Source organism: Blautia parvula, assembly GCF_020215665.1.
GTDB classification, from domain to species: Bacteria; Bacillota; Clostridia; order Lachnospirales; family Lachnospiraceae; genus Blautia; species Blautia celeris.
Window position 1 is genome coordinate 3,113,669 of the sequence record NZ_CP084061.1, and the last position, 18,231, is coordinate 3,131,899.

Annotated in this window: 13 protein-coding genes, 1 riboswitch and 1 other annotated feature; all 13 genes read right to left on the reverse strand. The window is 46.7% G+C overall.

What is annotated here, in order from left to right:
• Nucleotides 1-9: 9 nt before the first annotated feature.
• The 13 genes from spoIIAB to LC508_RS14545 all read right to left on the reverse strand — a co-directional run bounded on the left by spoIIAB (nucleotide 10) and on the right by LC508_RS14545 (nucleotide 18,224).
• Nucleotides 10-453 carry an anti-sigma F factor gene (spoIIAB, locus tag LC508_RS14485; protein WP_033139229.1) on the reverse strand — a complete coding sequence of 148 codons (444 nt, stop codon included), beginning with the start codon at nucleotides 451-453 and terminating at the stop codon, nucleotides 10-12.
• Nucleotides 454-467: 14 nt separating this feature from the next.
• A complete protein-coding gene (locus LC508_RS14490; protein ID WP_033139228.1) occupies nucleotides 468-803 on the reverse strand; it encodes an STAS domain-containing protein in 336 nt (111 codons plus the stop codon).
• Nucleotides 804-936: 133 nt separating this feature from the next.
• Entirely contained in the window at nucleotides 937-2,580 is a 1,644-nt protein-coding gene (locus LC508_RS14495) for a tetratricopeptide repeat protein (protein WP_033139227.1), read from the reverse strand.
• A gap of 11 nt (nucleotides 2,581-2,591) precedes the next feature.
• Entirely contained in the window at nucleotides 2,592-2,741 is a 150-nt protein-coding gene (locus tag LC508_RS14500) for a hypothetical protein (RefSeq protein WP_018597822.1), read from the reverse strand.
• Complete coding sequence (locus LC508_RS14505; protein WP_118593785.1) at nucleotides 2,734-4,035, reverse strand: bifunctional folylpolyglutamate synthase/dihydrofolate synthase; 1,302 nt, start codon at nucleotides 4,033-4,035, stop codon at nucleotides 2,734-2,736. The genes LC508_RS14500 and LC508_RS14505 overlap by 8 nt, the downstream gene beginning before the upstream one ends.
• A 186-nt stretch (nucleotides 4,036-4,221) precedes the next feature.
• A complete protein-coding gene (locus LC508_RS14510) occupies nucleotides 4,222-6,393 on the reverse strand; it encodes an LTA synthase family protein (RefSeq protein WP_103731922.1) in 2,172 nt (723 codons plus the stop codon).
• A 28-nt stretch (nucleotides 6,394-6,421) separates the two neighbouring features.
• Complete coding sequence (locus tag LC508_RS14515) at nucleotides 6,422-9,070, reverse strand: valine--tRNA ligase (protein ID WP_103731921.1); 2,649 nt, start codon at nucleotides 9,068-9,070, stop codon at nucleotides 6,422-6,424.
• A gap of 120 nt (nucleotides 9,071-9,190) precedes the next feature.
• Nucleotides 9,191-9,415, reverse strand: a binding site (T-box leader).
• A gap of 315 nt (nucleotides 9,416-9,730) precedes the next feature.
• Nucleotides 9,731-9,922: riboswitch (cobalamin riboswitch) on the reverse strand.
• Between the two features lie 35 nt (nucleotides 9,923-9,957).
• On the reverse strand, nucleotides 9,958-11,340 hold the full coding sequence (locus LC508_RS14520) for an MATE family efflux transporter (protein ID WP_225305188.1): 1,383 nt from the start codon (nucleotides 11,338-11,340) through the stop codon (nucleotides 9,958-9,960).
• 57 nt (nucleotides 11,341-11,397) lie between these two features.
• Nucleotides 11,398-12,774, reverse strand: coding sequence for an alpha/beta hydrolase family esterase (locus tag LC508_RS14525; protein WP_103731920.1), 1,377 nt, complete (start codon nucleotides 12,772-12,774; stop codon nucleotides 11,398-11,400).
• Nucleotides 12,775-12,796: 22 nt separating this feature from the next.
• The gene (locus tag LC508_RS14530; RefSeq protein WP_103731919.1) at nucleotides 12,797-14,371 is read right to left on the reverse strand and encodes an ABC transporter substrate-binding protein; all 1,575 of its coding nucleotides are present in this window, start codon (nucleotides 14,369-14,371) and stop codon (nucleotides 12,797-12,799) included.
• Nucleotide 14,372: 1 nt separating this feature from the next.
• Nucleotides 14,373-16,409: an ABC transporter ATP-binding protein gene (locus LC508_RS14535; protein WP_054352038.1), complete on the reverse strand. Its 2,037-nt coding sequence runs from the start codon at nucleotides 16,407-16,409 to the stop codon at nucleotides 14,373-14,375.
• A 9-nt stretch (nucleotides 16,410-16,418) separates the two neighbouring features.
• Nucleotides 16,419-17,270: an ABC transporter permease gene (locus tag LC508_RS14540; protein ID WP_033139220.1), complete on the reverse strand. Its 852-nt coding sequence runs from the start codon at nucleotides 17,268-17,270 to the stop codon at nucleotides 16,419-16,421.
• Nucleotides 17,271-17,279: 9 nt separating this feature from the next.
• Nucleotides 17,280-18,224, reverse strand: a complete 945-nt coding sequence (locus LC508_RS14545; RefSeq protein ID WP_118593786.1) for an ABC transporter permease — start codon at nucleotides 18,222-18,224, stop codon at nucleotides 17,280-17,282.
• Nucleotides 18,225-18,231 lie beyond the last annotated feature (7 nt).

The window sequence follows — 18,231 nt, forward strand, 5'->3', positions numbered from 1 at the left end:
AGCCTCCTTTTACTCAAATACCTGACTTCCGGTTCCGATTTTTTTCTTCATCCGGACGACAGTGCCCTTTCCCGGCTCAGATTCCACTTCCAGCATATCCATGAAAGCCTCCATAAAGGCAAAACCCATACCTGAGCGATCCTGTTCCGGCTTTGTGGTGAACATGGGTTCCATGGCTTTCTCCACATTCTCAATCCCCCGCCCGTGGTCTGTTACCGCCACGGTCAGCTCTCTGCCGCAGATGGTACAGTCTATCCTGATCTTCTCTGTCTCCTTCTCGTAAGCATGTACAATACAGTTTGTGATCGCCTCGGAGACAGCAGTCTTAATATCCGCCACCTCCTCAAGTGTGGGATTTAACTGGGTGGCAAATGCTGCCACCGTGATCCGTGCCAGCCCTTCGTTGCAGGAACGGCTGTCCATCTCCAATGTCATTTCATTGGTATTCTCCATATCTACCTTCCCCCTTACCTTCTTTTCTGGTGCCAGACAGCTTCCTGGCTGATTTCAATATATTTGTAGATCCCTGACAGGCGCATGATACGGTTTACCCTGTCATTTACATGGATTGCCGACACCCTGCCTCCGCTGTAATGCAGAAGGCGGTATCTTCCCATAAGCATACCGATTCCGGAACTGTCCATAAATGTAGTGCCGGAAAAATCAAAGACAAGCTGGCGGACATTCCCCTTCTTCAGCTCCCTGTCCACTTCATCGGTGATCTGGCTGGCAAAATGATGGTCCAGCTCCTGTGGTACATATACCATCAGGCAGTTGCCCCTCTTTTTTAACACATCTTCCATACTCATTTCCCCTTACTATTCCAATGCATCCCATCCGGCTGCTGCTGCCTGCAGAAATCCCATATTTTTCTGCGGACAACAAAAGGATGTGCATACGCTTATGCACACCCTTTCCTTCAAGGTTTCTCTTAGGTTATTCTTCTCCGGTGTCATCCAAGTTATCCTGGCCGTCACCTTCACCGTTGTTGTCATCGCCGCTGTTGTCATCGCCATTGTTGTCACCATTATTGTCGTCCTGGTTTCCATCTGTATTTCCGGAATCCAATCCGTCCTCACCGCCGCCGTTATCCTGGCCCTCATCTGTCTCTCCTCCGGTGTCATCCTGAGGCTCCCCCTGGTCAGCCGGTGCCTGGGAACCATCCCCGCCGCCGTCCTGCCCTGTGGGTGTTCCGCCGATGGCAGTCATATAATCCTTTGCGTCGCTGGCATAGCTGGTACCCGGAAATGCGTCTATGATCTTCTGATACCAGACAATGGCATTGGCGTTGTCCCCGCTCTTCTGGTAAGACTGGGCCAGATAGAACATGGAGTCATAATCCGGATCTCCTATCTCCTGTGCCTTCAGCAGATTGTCAATGGCAGCGGCATAATCCTGTCCTTCATACGCCGTGATGCCTGTGCTCTTATATCCCGCTTTAACGGTTTCACCGATCTCGTTCATGATGGTATCATACATGGCCTTGGCATCCACAGACAACTGGGATGCATCCACACTCTCCAGAGCGTTGGCTGCATTCTGGTAGTTACCGCTGTTGTATGCCTGCCAGGCTTTGATCAGGTTATCATAGCTCTCCGATTTGGTGTTGGCCTGGGCGATCTGCTCATTGGCCGTGTTCACCGACTGGGAAGAAGCGTCAATCTCCTGCTGCATCCTGTCTATCTCCGCTGCCTGGGTGGCTACCTTGTCACTGTATTCCACGATCTTCTTGTTGGCCTCATTGTTGATCTTCTGCGTCTTGGCCGGAACGATGAGGAACCAGAGCGCAGAGGCCCCCACCAGCAGGCCGATGATCAGATTGATCAGCGTATTGGTCACGGTCCTCTCCCTGTATTCCGGGGGCTGAATGATGGTGTCATTGCCTGAGTTGTAGATCACACGCCCGTCTTTTTCCTCACGATTCTTTTCCTTTGCCCTGAATCTTGGCTCCAGACTGGTCATTCTACCGGTCTGGTCATCCACCTCCCGCAGAAAACGAAGCGTGGTGGTGTTGGTCTTGTCTATCTTCGCCGCAATTTTAAGCTGTTTTCTGGCCTTCTCATATGCTTCTTCCTTTATATAGATCAGAGAGAGCAGATGATAACCCTTGATCAGCTTTGGATTGCTGGTCAGCACCTTCTTAAGCTGCATCTTAGCCATATCCAGATTTCCGGTACGGCAGTATGCGAGACACTGGTTATATTTCTTGATGCTGGTATTGATGGTGTCCAGCCGGTTGGCATTGCTCTGCAGCTTGTTGATGTAATCTGAAGCCACATTGCCGTCCGGCATAATGTTCTTGCTGATGACCCATTCACTTAGAGCTGCCACTACCTCTCCGGTCTCAAAATACACCAGACCCAGAAGGTTTCTGGCCTGGATATTGCATTTGTTCATCTTCAGGCTTCGTTTCAGGCAGGTGATGGCTCCGGACAGGTCACGGATCTGTGCCTTCTCCAGCCCCTGATTGTAGTAGAGATTGGACAGTGCCACTGCCTTTTTCTGGGCGGTCACATTACACCCGCACTTTGGGCAGTAAGGTGAAGTGTTGAGCTGTGCTTGGCATATCATACAATTCATCTGTCTTCTCCCTAATTCTTAGCCGTTCCATTGGTTTCTTTCAGCATTTCCTTCAAAATATCGATCACATCCGTCAGATCCTGTTTGTAGATGTTGCCTTCCGCGTCATCCACATCCAGGCACGGCTGGAATTTCTTCAGTTCTTCCTCGTAATTAATCATTCATTCTCCTCCTAACGTAATCCTTTATCTCCCCGGCAAGATACAAGGAACCCACAACGAACATCAGGCCGTCCCCCTTCAGGGCGTATGCCTTCTCAAATGCCTCTCCCGAATCCGGCACTGCCATTACACTGCTGCATCCGTTTGCACGGAACAGCTCTGCCAGCTCTTCTGATGACTGCTTCCTGCTGCCCCATATCTCTGTTGTCACCACATTGGCAAATCTGAGTCCGCCGCAGACTCTGCGAATCATATCCTCATAGTCCTTATCCGAAACAGTGGCAAACAAAAGCGTTATGGAAAACTCCTCCTGAAAATGCCGGACTGTCTCCACAAACTGGGCAACCCCGTCCTCATTGTGGGCACCGTCCACGATCACTCCCGGAAGTATGGTCTCCATTCTGCCCTGCCATTTGGTATGTTCAAGGCCCTTTTTCAAAGTTTCCTTTCCTATCCCGTGGTTTTCCCTGAGGACACCCATTGTCTCCACTGCCAGTGAGGCATTCATCATCTGGTATTTTGCAATAAACGGAACAAACAGCTCTGTCGTCCCGTAAACAGCGGAATCAAAAGTAAAACCGATTCCTTTTGGCGTGTAGGATAAAAGCTTCTGGCTTTCTGCCCTCACCTCATGGGCGGGACATCCAAGCTCCTCCGCCCGGCTGCGGATCACAGCGGCTGCTGTCTCGTTGTTCGCGTCAAAGATGACCGGCACACCCTTCTTGATTATGCCAGCCTTCTCCCCGGCTATCTTGTCGATGGTATCTCCCAGATATTCCACATGGTCCAGACTGATGGATGTGATGACACAGGCTAATGGATTCAAAATGGAGTTGGTAGCGTCAAGTCTTCCCCCAAGGCCTGTCTCAAGTACAACAATATCCACATCCTCATCTTCAAAAATCAGCATTCCCATGAGAAACAGGAACTCAAAATATGTGGGATGGTAATCCCCCTGCTCCACAAGGCGGTCGGAAAGCTCCTTCACCTTCAGAAAAGCCTCCAGAAATTTTTCATCTGAAACCATCTGTTCATTGATCTGGAATCTCTCATTGATCTTCATCAGGTGCGGGGATGTAAAAAGTCCGCATCTGTAACCGCCTTCCTCCAGCATGGTGGACAGAAAAGCGCAGACGCTTCCCTTTCCGTTGGTTCCTGCCACATGGATTATCTTTCTATTTTTATCGGGACTGCCCAGCATGTCCAGGCATTTCCTGGTGTGTTCCAGTTTATTTTTCGTTGTAAATTTTGGAATTTCTTCAATGTATGCTGCTGCTTTTTCATAAGTAAACAAAAGCGTTTTCCTTCTTTCCGTCTTTGGTAAGCCTTATCTATATAGGAAAGTCACCACTTCCCCTTATAAGGACAAGACCGTCTGCTGCAGTCCGGACAGTAGCCGCCGGATTGTAACAGGTCACTTATCATTATAATGAAGTGGTGACAATATGCAAGCAAATTATGTCGGTTCTTTTAAAAGTTTTTAATTCTGGACCGGGTTTTCCACATCAGGTACCTCTATCGGCCCTTCTCCGGCGGCTGTCCCGGTGTTATTTTCTTCCCCTATGGGATTCCCGGCGGCGCCGCCTTCTTTGTTCGCCGCATTCGGGTCAATGGTGTCCGCCCCGCCTTCTTTGTTCTCATCGTCCAGAGGCGGTACCTCCGGAGTCAGCGGCTCCACAGGCACTTTGTAGATAATACTGTCGGTTCTGGTGAGTACCTTGCGGGTGGAACTGTTGCTTCGGATCGCTACATCCACCTCATCCCCGTCTTTTAACTCCACATCATTCAGCAGAAGTGTGGTTGGGCTGATATAGGTGGTTTCCAGAAGTTCACCGTTCACCTCCACATACGCGGACTGGGTGAAGTTCTCACCGGTGATATAATACCTGCCGTCTGAGATCTTCTCAATCTTTTCAAGCACAGCGTCTTTTACTCCCAGATGCATCTCTGTCCGTTCAAAAGGATTCTCACCGTCGTAGACATACTGTTTTCCATACAGGATATCATACTGGAGGGTTTCCAGATCCACCTGGTAATTTTTCGTCTGTCTTCTGGCCTGATGGAAGCGGAAAATATTTCCCTCATGGATTCCCACACGGTCCATCACCTCTGCTGCCATCTGGTAGGCTGCCACATTGGCATCCTTCTTCTCAAGCCCCATATTGTCCCAGATCACATACTCTGTCTGGAACAGATAGCGGTTCTTCACATCCTTGACCTTCAGACCCATGGTCGGAAGGTGGTCACCGTACATGACAAGCACAACGTCCTCATCATATTCGGCCAGGGTTTCCGTAAGCTGCTTGACAAACTGGTCCATCTCATAAATCTGATTGCAGTAATACTCCCATTTATTATTGACAGCGTCGGACTCTCCGCCGGTGACAGTGATCTTGGGGTCATCGATCATAGGCTCCTCCGGATAATCCCCATGGCCCTGTACGGATATGGTGTAAATGTAATCCGGGTCGTCGGATGATTCCAGTGCTTCCATAATATATTTTGTCAGGTTCCTGTCGCGCATCCAGTCATTTGGATTAGTGTCATCCTGCTCTGACATGTATTCCTCTGAGGTAAAACTGTCAAATCCCAGATTGGCGAATACATTCCTTCTGCCGTAAAAGTTTGCCTCATTGTTGTGTATGGCATGGGTGCTGTATCCCAGATTCTTTAACACATAGGGCGCGCTCTCACAGGTGGTCTCTTTTAAGATACTCTTGTAGGGGTATTCCCCCGGTCCGAAATAGCGCAGGCTCATGCCCGTGATGGATTCAAACTCCGTATTGGCTGTTCCCGCGCCCACACTGGGCACCTTGTAGTAGCCTGAGGAATATTCCTTCATCAGTTTCCTGAAGGTTGGAATCGGGTCCTCAGAAATCTTCAGGAAGTTCACCAGCGTAGGATCAAAGAAGGACTCAAGCTGCAGGAAAATAATATTTGGACGTTTTTCTCCCGTCTCGGCAAGGCCGCTCTCGCTCTTCTCGATTCTTTTGATGGATGCCTCAGAGTAATCCCTGGGACAGCTGATGCCTGTGTTAAATATGGTGGTTGCCAGACAGTAAGGATATCCATAGTCTTCATAGGCAAACGCAATATTTCCGAAATAGTTGGACAATACCCTCTTCTCCAGTGCCAGCTTGGTTGTTCCGGCAAATGCCAGCACCCCGGCCAGCACCAGAGGAATATTGAGTTTGTATGTCATTTTTCCCTGATACTTCGGTCCCTTCAAAAACAGAAATACCAGTCCAATGAGCGCCGCTGCTGCCAATATGATCACGATCACAAAAAAGACAGGTGACAGATACTTATTGGCGATCTTAAACGCATCTGTGATCAGGTGCAGATCCGGCCCGGTGAAGGGAGTGACACGGTTTGCCAGAAGCACGCCGTTGATAATTCCCAGTACCAGCCAGAAGATAGCCAGAAGGGTTCTCATAAAAACCCTCCGGCGCACCAGATATACTAACAGTGTGGTAGTGAAGATCAGAAAGGAATTGTAGAGAAACACCAGAGGCCTTTCCGTCATATACGTGTATGCTTCGCGGACGGAATGTCTGGAGATTGCTTCTATCACAAAATACCCCATCATAACCACTACCATCTGAATCGGCAGAGAAAGCCGGTTCAGATATTTTAACCACTTCTCATTCATATATTTAACTCTCCTATAGCCTGCGCAGTTATCTGCCAAGCTGTGCAAGCCTTTCCTTTACCTGTTCCATCATATTTGTGTATTTTTCAAGTTTGGCCTTCTCCTCAGCCACCTTGCTCTCGGGAGCTTTGCTCAGGAACCGTTCATTGCTCAGCATTCCGTTTACACGGGCAAGCTCTTTGTTCAGGCGTTCGGCCTCTTTGTTCAGACGCTCAATTTCCTTCTCGATATCCACCAGCTCCGCAAAAGGCATGTAGATGACTGCCTTTGAAGTTACCGCAGAGACAGCGTCATCCGCAATTCCCGTCTTGTCGGCCTGGATGGTCACTTCGCTGGCATATCCCAGAGCTGCGAAGAAGACTTTTCCGTTCTCAAAGACCTGACGGATCTCCTCCTCCTCTGATACCACGTATACTTTCGCCTTTTTACTTGGTGGTACATTCATATCGGTACGAACATTACGGATGCTTCTTACAGCTTCCTTGATGATCTCAACTGCGCGCTCATCCTCTGTGAAGCTCCACGCTTCTGTCTTCACCGGCCAGGAAGCGATCATGATGGACTCTTCCTCAGGGTGAAGGGTGCAGAAGATTTCCTCTGTGATAAAAGGCATGTAAGGATGCAGAAGCTTCAGCGCATTGCCCAGAACGGTCTTCAGCGTCCAGAGGGCTGCTGCCTTGGTGTTGTCCTCGTCATTATACAGCCTTGGTTTTACCATCTCAATATACCAATCACAGAATTCTTCCCAGATAAAATCGTATACCTTCTGAACCGCAATGCCCAGCTCGTATTTGTCCAGATTCTCTGTAACTTCCTCTGCCAGTGTATTCACTTTGGAGAGGATCCACTTATCCGCTCCGGTCAGGGTATTCAGGTCAATCTCAGCGGGAACCTCCGCTTTTTCCAGGTTCATCATTATGAAACGTGACGCGTTCCATACCTTGTTGGCAAAGTTGCGGCTGGCTTCCACTCTCTCCCAGTAGAAACGCATATCATTGCCCGGCGCGTTTCCTGTCATAAGGGTGAGGCGCAGGGCGTCAGCGCCGTATTTATCAATAACCTCCAGGGGATCAATGCCGTTCCCCAGGGATTTGCTCATCTTGCGGCCCTGGGAATCACGCACCAGACCGTGGATGAGAACATGGTGGAACGGTGTCCTGCCTGTCTGCTCCAGACCTGAGAATACCATACGGATAACCCAGAAGAAAATAATATCATAGCCTGTTACCAGCACATCTGTGGGATAGAAATAATCCATCTCTTCCGTTTTCTTCGGCCATCCCAGTGTGGAGAAGGGCCAGAGGGCGGAGGAGAACCAGGTATCTAAGGTATCCTCATCCTGTGTCAGATGCTCACATCCGCATTTTGGACAAACTTCCGGCATGTCACGGGTTACCACTACCTCACCGCATTTGTCGCAGTAATAAGCAGGGATCCTGTGCCCCCACCAGAGCTGGCGGGAAATACACCAGTCACGGATATTCTCCAGCCAGTGCATATAGATTTTATCAAAACGGTCCGGTACGAACTGCAGACTTCCGTCTTCCAGTGTCTTGATGGCAGCCTCTCCCATCTCTTTCATTCTGACAAACCACTGGGGCTTGATCATTGGCTCCACTGTAGTGCCGCAGCGGTCATGGGTTCCCACACTGTGGGAATGAGGCACTACCTTTACCAGCAGCCCCTGCTCCTCCAGGTCTCTGACCATGGCTTTTCTGGCCTCATAGCGGTCCATTCCTGCATATTTGCCGCCCAGCTCATTGATGGTGGCATCGTCGTTCATGATATTGATTTCCGGCAGGTTATGGCGTTTTCCCACTTCAAAGTCATTGGGGTCGTGTGCCGGTGTGATCTTCACGCATCCGGTACCAAACTCCTTGTCTACATATTCATCTGCCACAACCGGGATTTCCCTGTCTGTGAGCGGCAGCTTCAGCATTTTTCCAACCAGGTCTTTGTATCTCTCATCCTCCGGATTGACAGCAACCGCCGTATCACCCAGAAGCGTCTCAGGACGTGTGGTGGCAATTTCCACATAACGGCCCTCTTCCCCTGCGATGGGGTAATTGATGTGCCAGAAAAATCCGTCCTGGTCCTCATGCTCTACCTCTGCGTCGGAGATGGATGTCTGGCATACCGGACACCAGTTGATAATACGGGAACCTTTGTAGATATAACCTTTTTCATATAATTTAATGAAGACTTCCTGTACAGCCTCGGAACAGCCCTCGTCCATGGTGAAACGTTCTCTGTCCCAGTCAGCGGAAGCGCCCAGCTTTTTCAACTGGTTGATGATCTTGCCGCCGTACTCCTCTTTCCACTCCCAGGCGTGTTTCAGGAATGCTTCCCTTCCGATCTCGTTCTTGTCAATGCCCTGTTCTTTCAGTTTCTCAATGACTTTGACCTCTGTGGCAATGGCTGCGTGGTCCGTGCCCGGCTGCCACAGTGCCTCGTATCCCTGCATTCTCTTGAAACGGATGAGGATATCCTGCATGGTCTCATCCAGTGCATGTCCCATATGAAGCTGGCCTGTTACATTTGGCGGGGGCATCACAATGGTAAATGGTTTCTTATCTCTGTTTACTTCGGCGTGGAAATATTTGTTGTCCAGCCATTTCTGGTAAATTCTGTCTTCCAGTCCCTTGGGGTCATAAGTTTTGGCAAGTTCCTTGCTCATAATCTCCTCCTTAAAATGAAATGGAATCCCGCGTGCAGCCATCTTCCTTTTGTATGCATAGAGTATCCTGCCCGGCAGACGTTTTGTGTTACAATAAAAAAGCCCTCTACAGAATAAACTGTAAAGGGCGAAATCTTCCGCGGTACCACCTTTTTTTCTCACTCATGTCCGTTAACGCAGACTACGCGTGAAGGCCTACTCCTGATTCATCCTTTACAAACCACTCTGTTCAGCCCTCCGGTTCAAAAGCTACCTTCCATCCGTTCCTCTGAAACGACCTTGCAGCCGGTGGGTCGTTCTCTCTGCCAGTTTCCGGGATGTACTCCTCTTTCTCATCACCTTTTCATACGTCCCATCATAATCACATTGTTCTCTTTTGTCAAGTGAATAAATTGTGAAGAAATAAAAATAAGCCCGTATCTGCGGACTTATTCCTCATTTGTTCGTAATACACGCTATCCTATGCGGGATATTATCCCTCTGATTTCATCCCGGTTCCTTCTATATAAAAGGGTGCGGTTACACCGGGAATAAAAATCAGAGGAATCCCAGCCGTTTAATCTGCTGCATAATTCTATAAATTCAGGTTTCGGCCTTTCGGCATTCCATAATAAGAATCTCACATGGAAGATTCAGGTTCTAAACTTTGCACGGAAGTTCTCACCCTACTGCCATCAAGCAGGTTTCCTGGCTCATGGTTCATCGCTCAGCCGCCTTCTCACACTTTCATGCAATGGCATTTTGGCTTCGCTTCCCATTTACAGTGACCGCATCGCTCAGGATTTGCACCTGATTCCCTTTTCACCAGCACTGTGCGGCCAGTGCGGATGCACTTGATCGTTTTATGGAATTATACATATTTATGTTACCATTGTCAAAGTGTTCAGTCAACCCCCATTTGATTTAACCGCTCCGTCCGCGTACACGCAGTGATCAATCCATTTACCTTTTATCATTCGCAGGGAGCACCAGACTGATTTGATCATCCAGTCTGCTTTCAGGGCAACATAAATTAAAAATGCCGGTGCATGCCAAACAAGTCCCAGAAGGATTCCCAAAGGTATCGAGACCAGCCATAAAAACAGAATGTCTGCGTACATCAGGAATCTGGTATCGCCGCCGCCGCGCAATACTCCTTTTGTTAATACTGACTGTACTGACTGGAATACTACCATGATTGCAACAGCATACATCAATTCTCTGGCGATCTTTACAGTCTCCTCTTCCAACTGAAAACTATTGATTATAACCGGACATAACAATATAATCGTAATGCCCGCAAATATTCCTAATCCGATACTGAGAGCCCAGAAGGTTTTTCCCTGTTCATAGGCTTTCTTTTTTTCTCCTGCACCCAATGAATTTCCTGTAATCACGCCGGAAGAACTGGATACTCCCTGAGTTAGGATTGTGGACATTCTGGTAACCTGAGATACGATTGCATTGGCTGCCACGAATGATGCACCGATATGTCCCATTACAATTGAAACAACACTATTTCCTAGTCCCAACAAAGTATCTGAAATAAGAACAGGCACACAGTATGAAATATAGAGATGTAATATATCCTGACATCTCATCTTCAGGTCGCGCATACGATAACCGATCTTTGAATCCTTAAAGAAGAAGAAACCGCCGATAATTCCAACCTCAACTATTCTGGAAAGCAGAGTTCCTAAAGCAGCCCCTGTGATCTGAAGTTCCGGCGCTCCGAGGTTACCGAATATAAATACCCAGTTCAGGAATATATTAACAAAAAACACTATGACAGAGGTTATAAACGGCAGCCTTACTTCCTGTACCGAACGCAAAACGGCAGTCAATGTCAAAGAAATACCTGTAGGTATGTAAGCAAATGCACTGACACGGAAATACAAAATTCCTTTATCCACTATCTGATAATCGTCTGTAAATATTTCCATAAGCTGTGCCGGGAACAGGAAAGTGATCATACTGAATATGGCAGAAACCGCCAGGCATAGACGCAGCATAACCGTGACTGTTTTTTTCAGTTTCTCAATATTCTGTCCGCCCCAATATTGTGCTGTCAGAACTGCTGCCCCATATCCCATTCCCATAGACATAATCTGAAAGATATTAATAAACTCATTGGCCAGGGATGAGCCAGCCAGTTGATACTCACCATATGCTCCCAGCATAATGGTATCGATCATGTTTACGCCTATAGTCAGCATTCCCTGTAATACCACAGGCACAGCCAAATTTACTACTTTTCGATAAAATGTTTTATCGTTCACAAACAGTTTCAACGATAACCTCCTAACATCAACACAGCCTTTCAAACAAACTTCGGCAGACGCTGATGTTTACTTTTCCGGTTGACATAATCTGACTCCTCCAAGCTGTTTCCTCAATATTTCTGCAGTTCCATGAGCCAGTCTGGCATAATTACTGCTGCAGTACAGAACATCATCCAACTTTGAAATGCGCATAGAAAACCATGTCTCCAGAACCTCCTCAATGGGAATATAAAAGATACCACAGTAATATAGGGCCGGTTTATTCATTCCCTCCAGATTGTTATTTTTAAAGACAGCTTCCATACCATTTCCGAATATCAACTTATTTCCATCTTTCCAGATGACTTCTGCCCTTTCACCGCCCCCTGATATCTGCACCTCCACTGGAAATACTTTATCTAACAGAGTAATCGGAGCATACACTGCCCGCTGATGATTACAGTCACTTTCAAGGGCCATATGGACCGGAGAGTTTGTCTGGGGCTGTATATACATTACCCGGGCATTACTCTCTTCTGCCATTGAAATACATCCTTCCTGGCGCCATACTTTTTCTGAACCCACCGCCAGAACAAACACCTTATGGCACATTGGTTCAGAAAATGGTTTAAGCTCTACAATTTCTTTCTCTTTCCGGCAATAACGTGAATAACAGTAATCCCAGAATATCTGTGGCAATTCCACTGTCTCCTTATGAGGAACGTCCTTTACCTCATAAAATATCACATCCGCACAGCCTGCATATCTTGCCATGTTATGCTTTCCCCAGATATATACTTCCGGAATTGTACATGTCCGGTTAGCTTTTAGCCAAAAAGAACGGTTCAGTTCATTTAATTCATCTCTCACTTCATAAGGATTTTCTTCCCAGTTTTCTCCGCCGTTTAAAACATCCTTTTCTCCGCGCATCTGAATAACAGGCAGTACAACAGATGTATCCTTTAAAAATTCTTTTCCCGACGGACCCGATATAAAACCTGCCGCTGCAAGCAGTTCACCTTTACTCTGTGCAAAGGCCTGCGTCATCACATCACCATTACTAAACCCCTGCATATATATTCTTTCTGTGTCAATGGCGTACTTTTCGCATATCCGGTAAATTAATCTCTCGAGATACAATATGTCTCTCTCATCACAAAGCCAGTGTTCAAACAGCAGGGAATTGGGGTAAACAACTATAAACTCTTCTTTTTCCGCGACGAAATGCCATCCAGTCTTAGCTGCTGTTCTTCTCCCGTCAAGCAAACCGCCGTGTATTTCGATTACCAACGGCAGCTTTTTGGAACCATTGTAGGAAGAAGGTATATATTCATACCAGCAATTCATCATGCCCTCTATCAACGATTCTTTGCATTCTATCAGATTATCCGGTCCTGGTATTCTTATCTCACTTTCCATCACTCTGCTTCGTGCCGGCTCCGGAATCATTTCTTTAAATATCATAATATACCCTCTTCCTCAACTGTTATTTAATCTTAATTAACTGCGGTGTCAATTGATTTACCGATTCTATTCCGATATTCATATCCGATATATTTTTTTGTGTATAGAAAAATGTAGACGGCATAAAGACCGGACATACCAGACAATGCTTCACACAAATCAACTCCTGCAGTTTGTCTGTGCAGACTTTAATGTCTTCCTGACTGGTAGCCGCTTTTCCTTCATTTATTAATTCAACTATTTCCGGAACCGGCTCCAATGAGCTGCAGAAGAAAAATGGATGCTCTCCAAATGTATCATTAAATCCATTGATCTCCTGTCCTGAACCAGATGTCCACATAGCAATTCCGTCCCAGCCTCCGCCGCCGACAACAGCCTGGTCAAATACAGATTGTTCCACACTGTTCATCTCAATAGTAAATCCGGCTTTTTCCAGAACTCCCTGCATAATTGTTGCCAGTTCCACATCTGATGCCGGATAGGTAAGCGGCAATGTGATTCCATCCTCATATCCTGCTTCTGCCAGTAATTCTTTACATTTCTCAATATCATACTGATAGGTCTCCAAATTATCATTATAGGACCAAAAACCCTTGGCGCTAAACTGGTCAGCCATGGGATATTTTCCTCCCGATACTGCCTGTATAACTTCTTCCCTGTTTACTGCATGGCAAACGGCTTCTCTGACCTTTACATCCTGAAGCGGACCTTCATCCAATGTATTGAATATTAATCCCCGCAGCATTCCTCCTACAACAGGATTTTCCGAAACACACGGATAACCGGCCGCGTCAAGAGTCTCTGCTTCATTTATACCCGGTGATATCACATCAAGCTCACCTGCCATAAAGGCTGACAGACGCGCCTGTGCATCTTCGATCAACTTAAACTCCACACCATCGATATAAGGCCCTTCGCCCCAATAATTGTCCTGTCTTACCAGACTGATCTTCTCTCCGGCATCCCAACTGTCAAACAAAAACGGACCTGTACCTACTGGTTTTTTCTGGAATCCGTCCTCTCCCAATTCTTCAAACGCCTGAGATGACATCATAAACAAACCGCCAATCTGGTTGACACCGCTGCTGTTCCATTCAGAATAAGTAATCACCACTGTCTTGGGATCAACCGCTTCCACTGATTCTATTGCCCCAAGACTTGCCTTAACCTCCTGAACATATTCAATATTCCACTTCACATTCTCCGCATCTAAGGTGGAACCGTCGCTGTACTTAATACCATCTTTCAAACGGACCGTCAGCGTCATATCTTCCGGATTTTCTATAAATTCTTCAGCCAGAAACGGTTCCATTTGTCCTGCTTTATCCAGACGTCCCAAGCGCTCCATAACAAAAGACGCCAAAATATAACTATCCAGGAAGGATATGTCCGTAGACAAGAATCCTGTTGGCTCCATACTCATAGACATTCTCAGAATACCGCCTGTTTCCTCTTCCTTCACAGTGCTTTCATCGCCCGCACTGCTTTTATCTTGGGTTTCTTCCGGCACCTTTTCCTTTGCTCCGCATCCTGCCATCAGTGATGCCGCCAAAGCAATTACTGTTAACCATGTAATACCTTTTTTGCCTTTCCTCATCTCATATTTCCTCCTTTAATTTTTTTATCTGATTACACAGCACGAAATGACCTTCCGTATACTCTTTCATCTGCATACTGTGTTCACATTCCTTTGTGGCTTTCGGACACCGTGGCCTGAAACCGCATCCCCGTATTTCTAATGCTCCGTCTGATACCTCGCCTTGTATCCTGATTGTTTTCCGCTCTTTTTCCACAACTGGATCAGGGATGGGAATTGCTGAAAGAAGGGCCTGCGTGTATGGGTGCAGCGGGTTTCTATATAACTCTTCACATGGCGCAATTTCCACGATTTTTCCCAGATACATAACTGCGATCCTGTCACTGATATGCTTTACCACAGAGAGGTCGTGAGCAATAAATATGTAGGTCAACTGCAATTTATCAGCCAGTTCCTCCAACAGATTAATGATCTGTGCCTGAATGGAAACATCCAAAGCTGATATAGGTTCATCACAGAGAATAAACTCAGGGTTGGAAGCCAAAGCCCTGGCAATACCCAGCCGCTGTCTCTGTCCCCCGGAAAACTCATGTGCCACACGGTCTTTTAATGCCGGGTCTAAATTCACCATCCGAAAAAGCTCATCCACCCGATTTGCATACGCCTCCGGAGTAGATACAAGCTTATGTATTTTCAGGGGCTCCCCCACAATGCTTCCGGCTGTCTGCCTGGGGTCAAGTGAACTGAAAGGATCCTGAAAAATGCAGGAGATCTGAGCGCGGAGCCCCTTCATCTCCCTCTCCTTCAGAGGAATGATATCTTTTCCCCGAAATAAGATTTTACCCTCATTTGCCTGATAAATCTTAAGTATACACTTGGCCAGAGTAGACTTTCCGCATCCGCTTTCTCCTACCAGCCCAAGAATCTCACCTTTTTTTATAGTAAGTGAAACATCATCCACAGCCTTAAATACCTCACCGCCCCCTTTTAAAAAACCTCCGGATTTTTTAAAAGATTTTGTGACATGCTGTAATTCCAACAGCTTTTCTTCCTTTATGATGCCGTGGTGATGTCTTTTCAAAGTACGCTTTTCAAAATTTTTCTCAGCCTCATCAAGTTCCTCTGCTTCCAGGTGACATGCCGCAAAATGTCCTTTGTCTGTCTCATGTAATACCGGTTTGTTTTTCTCTCTGCAGTCTCTCCCTGCATATTTGCACCGCGGCTCAAATGCGCAATATGCCGATTTATCAGCCAGATCCGGAGGAAGCCCGTCAATAGGCTCTAACACCCGCTCTTTATCGTCGTCAAGGCGCGGAATAGCTTTTAGCAGTCCCCGGGTATATGGGTGAGACGGGTGAGCAAATATCTGCTGTGTATCCCCCGATTCCAGTATCTCACCGGCATACATTACATAAATTCGCTGTGCATACCTTGCTACGATTCCCAGGTTATGAGTCACTATTATAAGCGAAGAGTGATAACGCTTCACCAGCTCTTTCATCATCTCTAAGAGCTGAGCCTGAGTGGTTACGTCCAGGGCTGTAGTCGCTTCATCTGCAATCAGGATATCCGCTCCTGCAGCAAGAGCAATTGCGATCATAATCCTTTGTCTCATTCCTCCGCTGAACTGATGCGGGTATTCATCTTTTCTAATCTTCTCATTTTTAATCCCTACATCCCGCAGCAATTGAAGTGTCCTCTCTTCTGCCTCCTGATTCGTCATTTTATGATGTAACAGAATACATTCCTTTATCTGCTCTCCCACCCGGAGCACAGGATTGAGACTGGTCATGGGTTCCTGAAAAATCATGCTGATACGTCCGCCTCTGATTTTTCGCATCTCTTCACTGTCTGCGGGGTATTTGAGAATGTCCTGTCCATCTAAAAGGACTTCTCCGGCCATGATTCTGCCAGGTTTTCTAATCAGCTGTAAGATACTCATCTGTGTAACAGATTTACCGCTCCCGCTTTCACCGACGATACTGATAATCTCACCTCTGTCTACATGAAAGGAAACCCCATCCACGGCCCGTACAGTCTGTCCGTCAACCTCAAAACCTGTACAGAGATTTTTTACTTCTAAAATTCTCTCTTCCATTTTCGCCTCCTAATGCTGTCCCCGCAAACGCGGGTCCATAGCGTCCCGGATACCATCCCCCAGAATATTTAATGCCATTACCAGTAAAACAATGAAAATTCCCGGTGCAATGGAATATACTGGATTTGTCAGCAAATATTGTCTTCCCTCATTTATCAGTCCGCCCCAGGTTGCTGTTGGCGGGTCAATTCCCAATCCCAGGAAGCTGAGTCCCGCTTCTCCCAAGATCGTGCCGCCAACACTTTGTGTCATAAACACCAGAATAGGTGAAAAGCCATTGGGAAGCATATGAAAAAACATCAGTCTTCCCGGAGAGGCCCCTATTACTCTGCCTGCTGTAATAAAGTCCTGTTCTTTAATAGCCATTACCTGACCTCTCAGCATTCGTATATAACCCGGTATCGCTCCTACTGACATCAGAAAAGTCAGATTCCATAAACCATTGCCTAAAACGGCTGCCAGCGCCAACGCCAATACCACCTGAGGAATGGCAAACATCATATCTGTTATCCTCATCACTACCGTATCCAGCCAGCCGCCAAAATAACCTATTATCATCCCGATTGTACTTCCAATCACAAATGCGATCAGAACTGACCCCACTCCAACTATTAAAGAAATTCTGGAACCATATATGATACGGGATAAGATATCCCGGCCATATTTATCTGTGCCGAATAGATGTTCACTGCTGATTCCCTGTAAGGTATGCATCAGATCCTGTTCATAAGGGTCATAAGGTGCCAGCAGCGGAGCCAAAACTGCCATCACAAGAAATACAAGAACTACCACAAAACTGACCATCACTATCTTTCTGGAAAACAGGGTATCCATAAATCTTCTAAACTTACTCTTTCTCACACCACCACCTCATTTCACGCGAATTCTCGGGTCAACCAATCCATAAACAATATCAACAGCCATATTTGCCATACAGATGACTGCCGCCATAATGAATACGCAGGCCTGCACTACCGGAATATCCCTGTTGCCAATGGCGGATACCAGCAAATTTCCCATCCCCGGTATGGAAAACACTGTTTCGATAATTGGAGAACCGCCGAAGATAAATCCAATACCAATTCCCATCAATGTGATAACAGGTATCAAGGCATTTCTGATTGCGTGTTTTCTTATAATATCTTTTTCTTTCATCCCTTTCGCTCTGGCTGTTCTGATATAATCCTGGTTCACAACCTCCAGCATAGAGGACCTGGTCTGTCTTGTCATGACACTGAGCGAAGTCAGCACTCCTACTAAAATCGGCATGATCAACTGTCTGACACTGAGCGCAAAGTCTTCCCACGGCCATGTAAATCCCATAGTCGGCAGTATCTGCAGCTTAACTGCCAGAAAATAAACCAGAATAATGCCAATCCAGAATCCAGGAACACAGGCAAAAATATTAGAAAAAACAGTAATAAAATTGTCCACTTTGCTTCCTCTTCGCACAGCTGAAATGATTCCCATCCAGATTCCCAGAGAAGTGCTGATCGTCATCACGATTACATTTATAAAAAAAGTAATCGGCAGTCGTTTTGCCAGCAATTCTACCACAGGTACTTTATAATAAATAGACCTGCCAAAATCCCCCTGAACCAATCCTGAAAGCCATTCACCATACCGCACCAGAAAAGGCTTATCCAGTCCCAATTCCTTATATACCCGTTCATACTGTTCCGGTCTGATCTTATTTCCGAGTATAGCGTAAACCGGGTCCCCCGGAATCAGATCCAGAAGAAGATAAACAAAAAATGTCACCAGAAAAAGGACAACCAGCATCTGTCCAAAACGCTTTAAAAAATATTTCCCCATTTTCCCT

Excerpts from the sequence above, each read along its gene's own strand:
- spoIIAB (WP_033139229.1), bottom strand. The coding sequence starts at position 453 with ATGGAGAATACCAATGAAATGACATTGGAGATGGACAGCCGTTCCTGC.
- LC508_RS14490 (WP_033139228.1), bottom strand. The coding sequence starts at position 803 with ATGGAAGATGTGTTAAAAAAGAGGGGCAACTGCCTGATGGTATATGTA.
- LC508_RS14495 (WP_033139227.1), bottom strand. The coding sequence starts at position 2,580 with ATGAATTGTATGATATGCCAAGCACAGCTCAACACTTCACCTTACTGC.
- LC508_RS14500 (WP_018597822.1), bottom strand. The coding sequence starts at position 2,741 with ATGATTAATTACGAGGAAGAACTGAAGAAATTCCAGCCGTGCCTGGAT.
- LC508_RS14510 (WP_103731922.1), bottom strand. The coding sequence starts at position 6,393 with ATGAATGAGAAGTGGTTAAAATATCTGAACCGGCTTTCTCTGCCGATT.
- LC508_RS14515 (WP_103731921.1), bottom strand. The coding sequence starts at position 9,070 with ATGAGCAAGGAACTTGCCAAAACTTATGACCCCAAGGGACTGGAAGAC.
- LC508_RS14525 (WP_103731920.1), bottom strand. The coding sequence starts at position 12,774 with ATGATATTTAAAGAAATGATTCCGGAGCCGGCACGAAGCAGAGTGATG.
- LC508_RS14530 (WP_103731919.1), bottom strand. The coding sequence starts at position 14,371 with ATGAGGAAAGGCAAAAAAGGTATTACATGGTTAACAGTAATTGCTTTG.
- LC508_RS14535 (WP_054352038.1), bottom strand. The coding sequence starts at position 16,409 with ATGGAAGAGAGAATTTTAGAAGTAAAAAATCTCTGTACAGGTTTTGAG.
- LC508_RS14545 (WP_118593786.1), bottom strand. The coding sequence starts at position 18,224 with ATGGGGAAATATTTTTTAAAGCGTTTTGGACAGATGCTGGTTGTCCTT.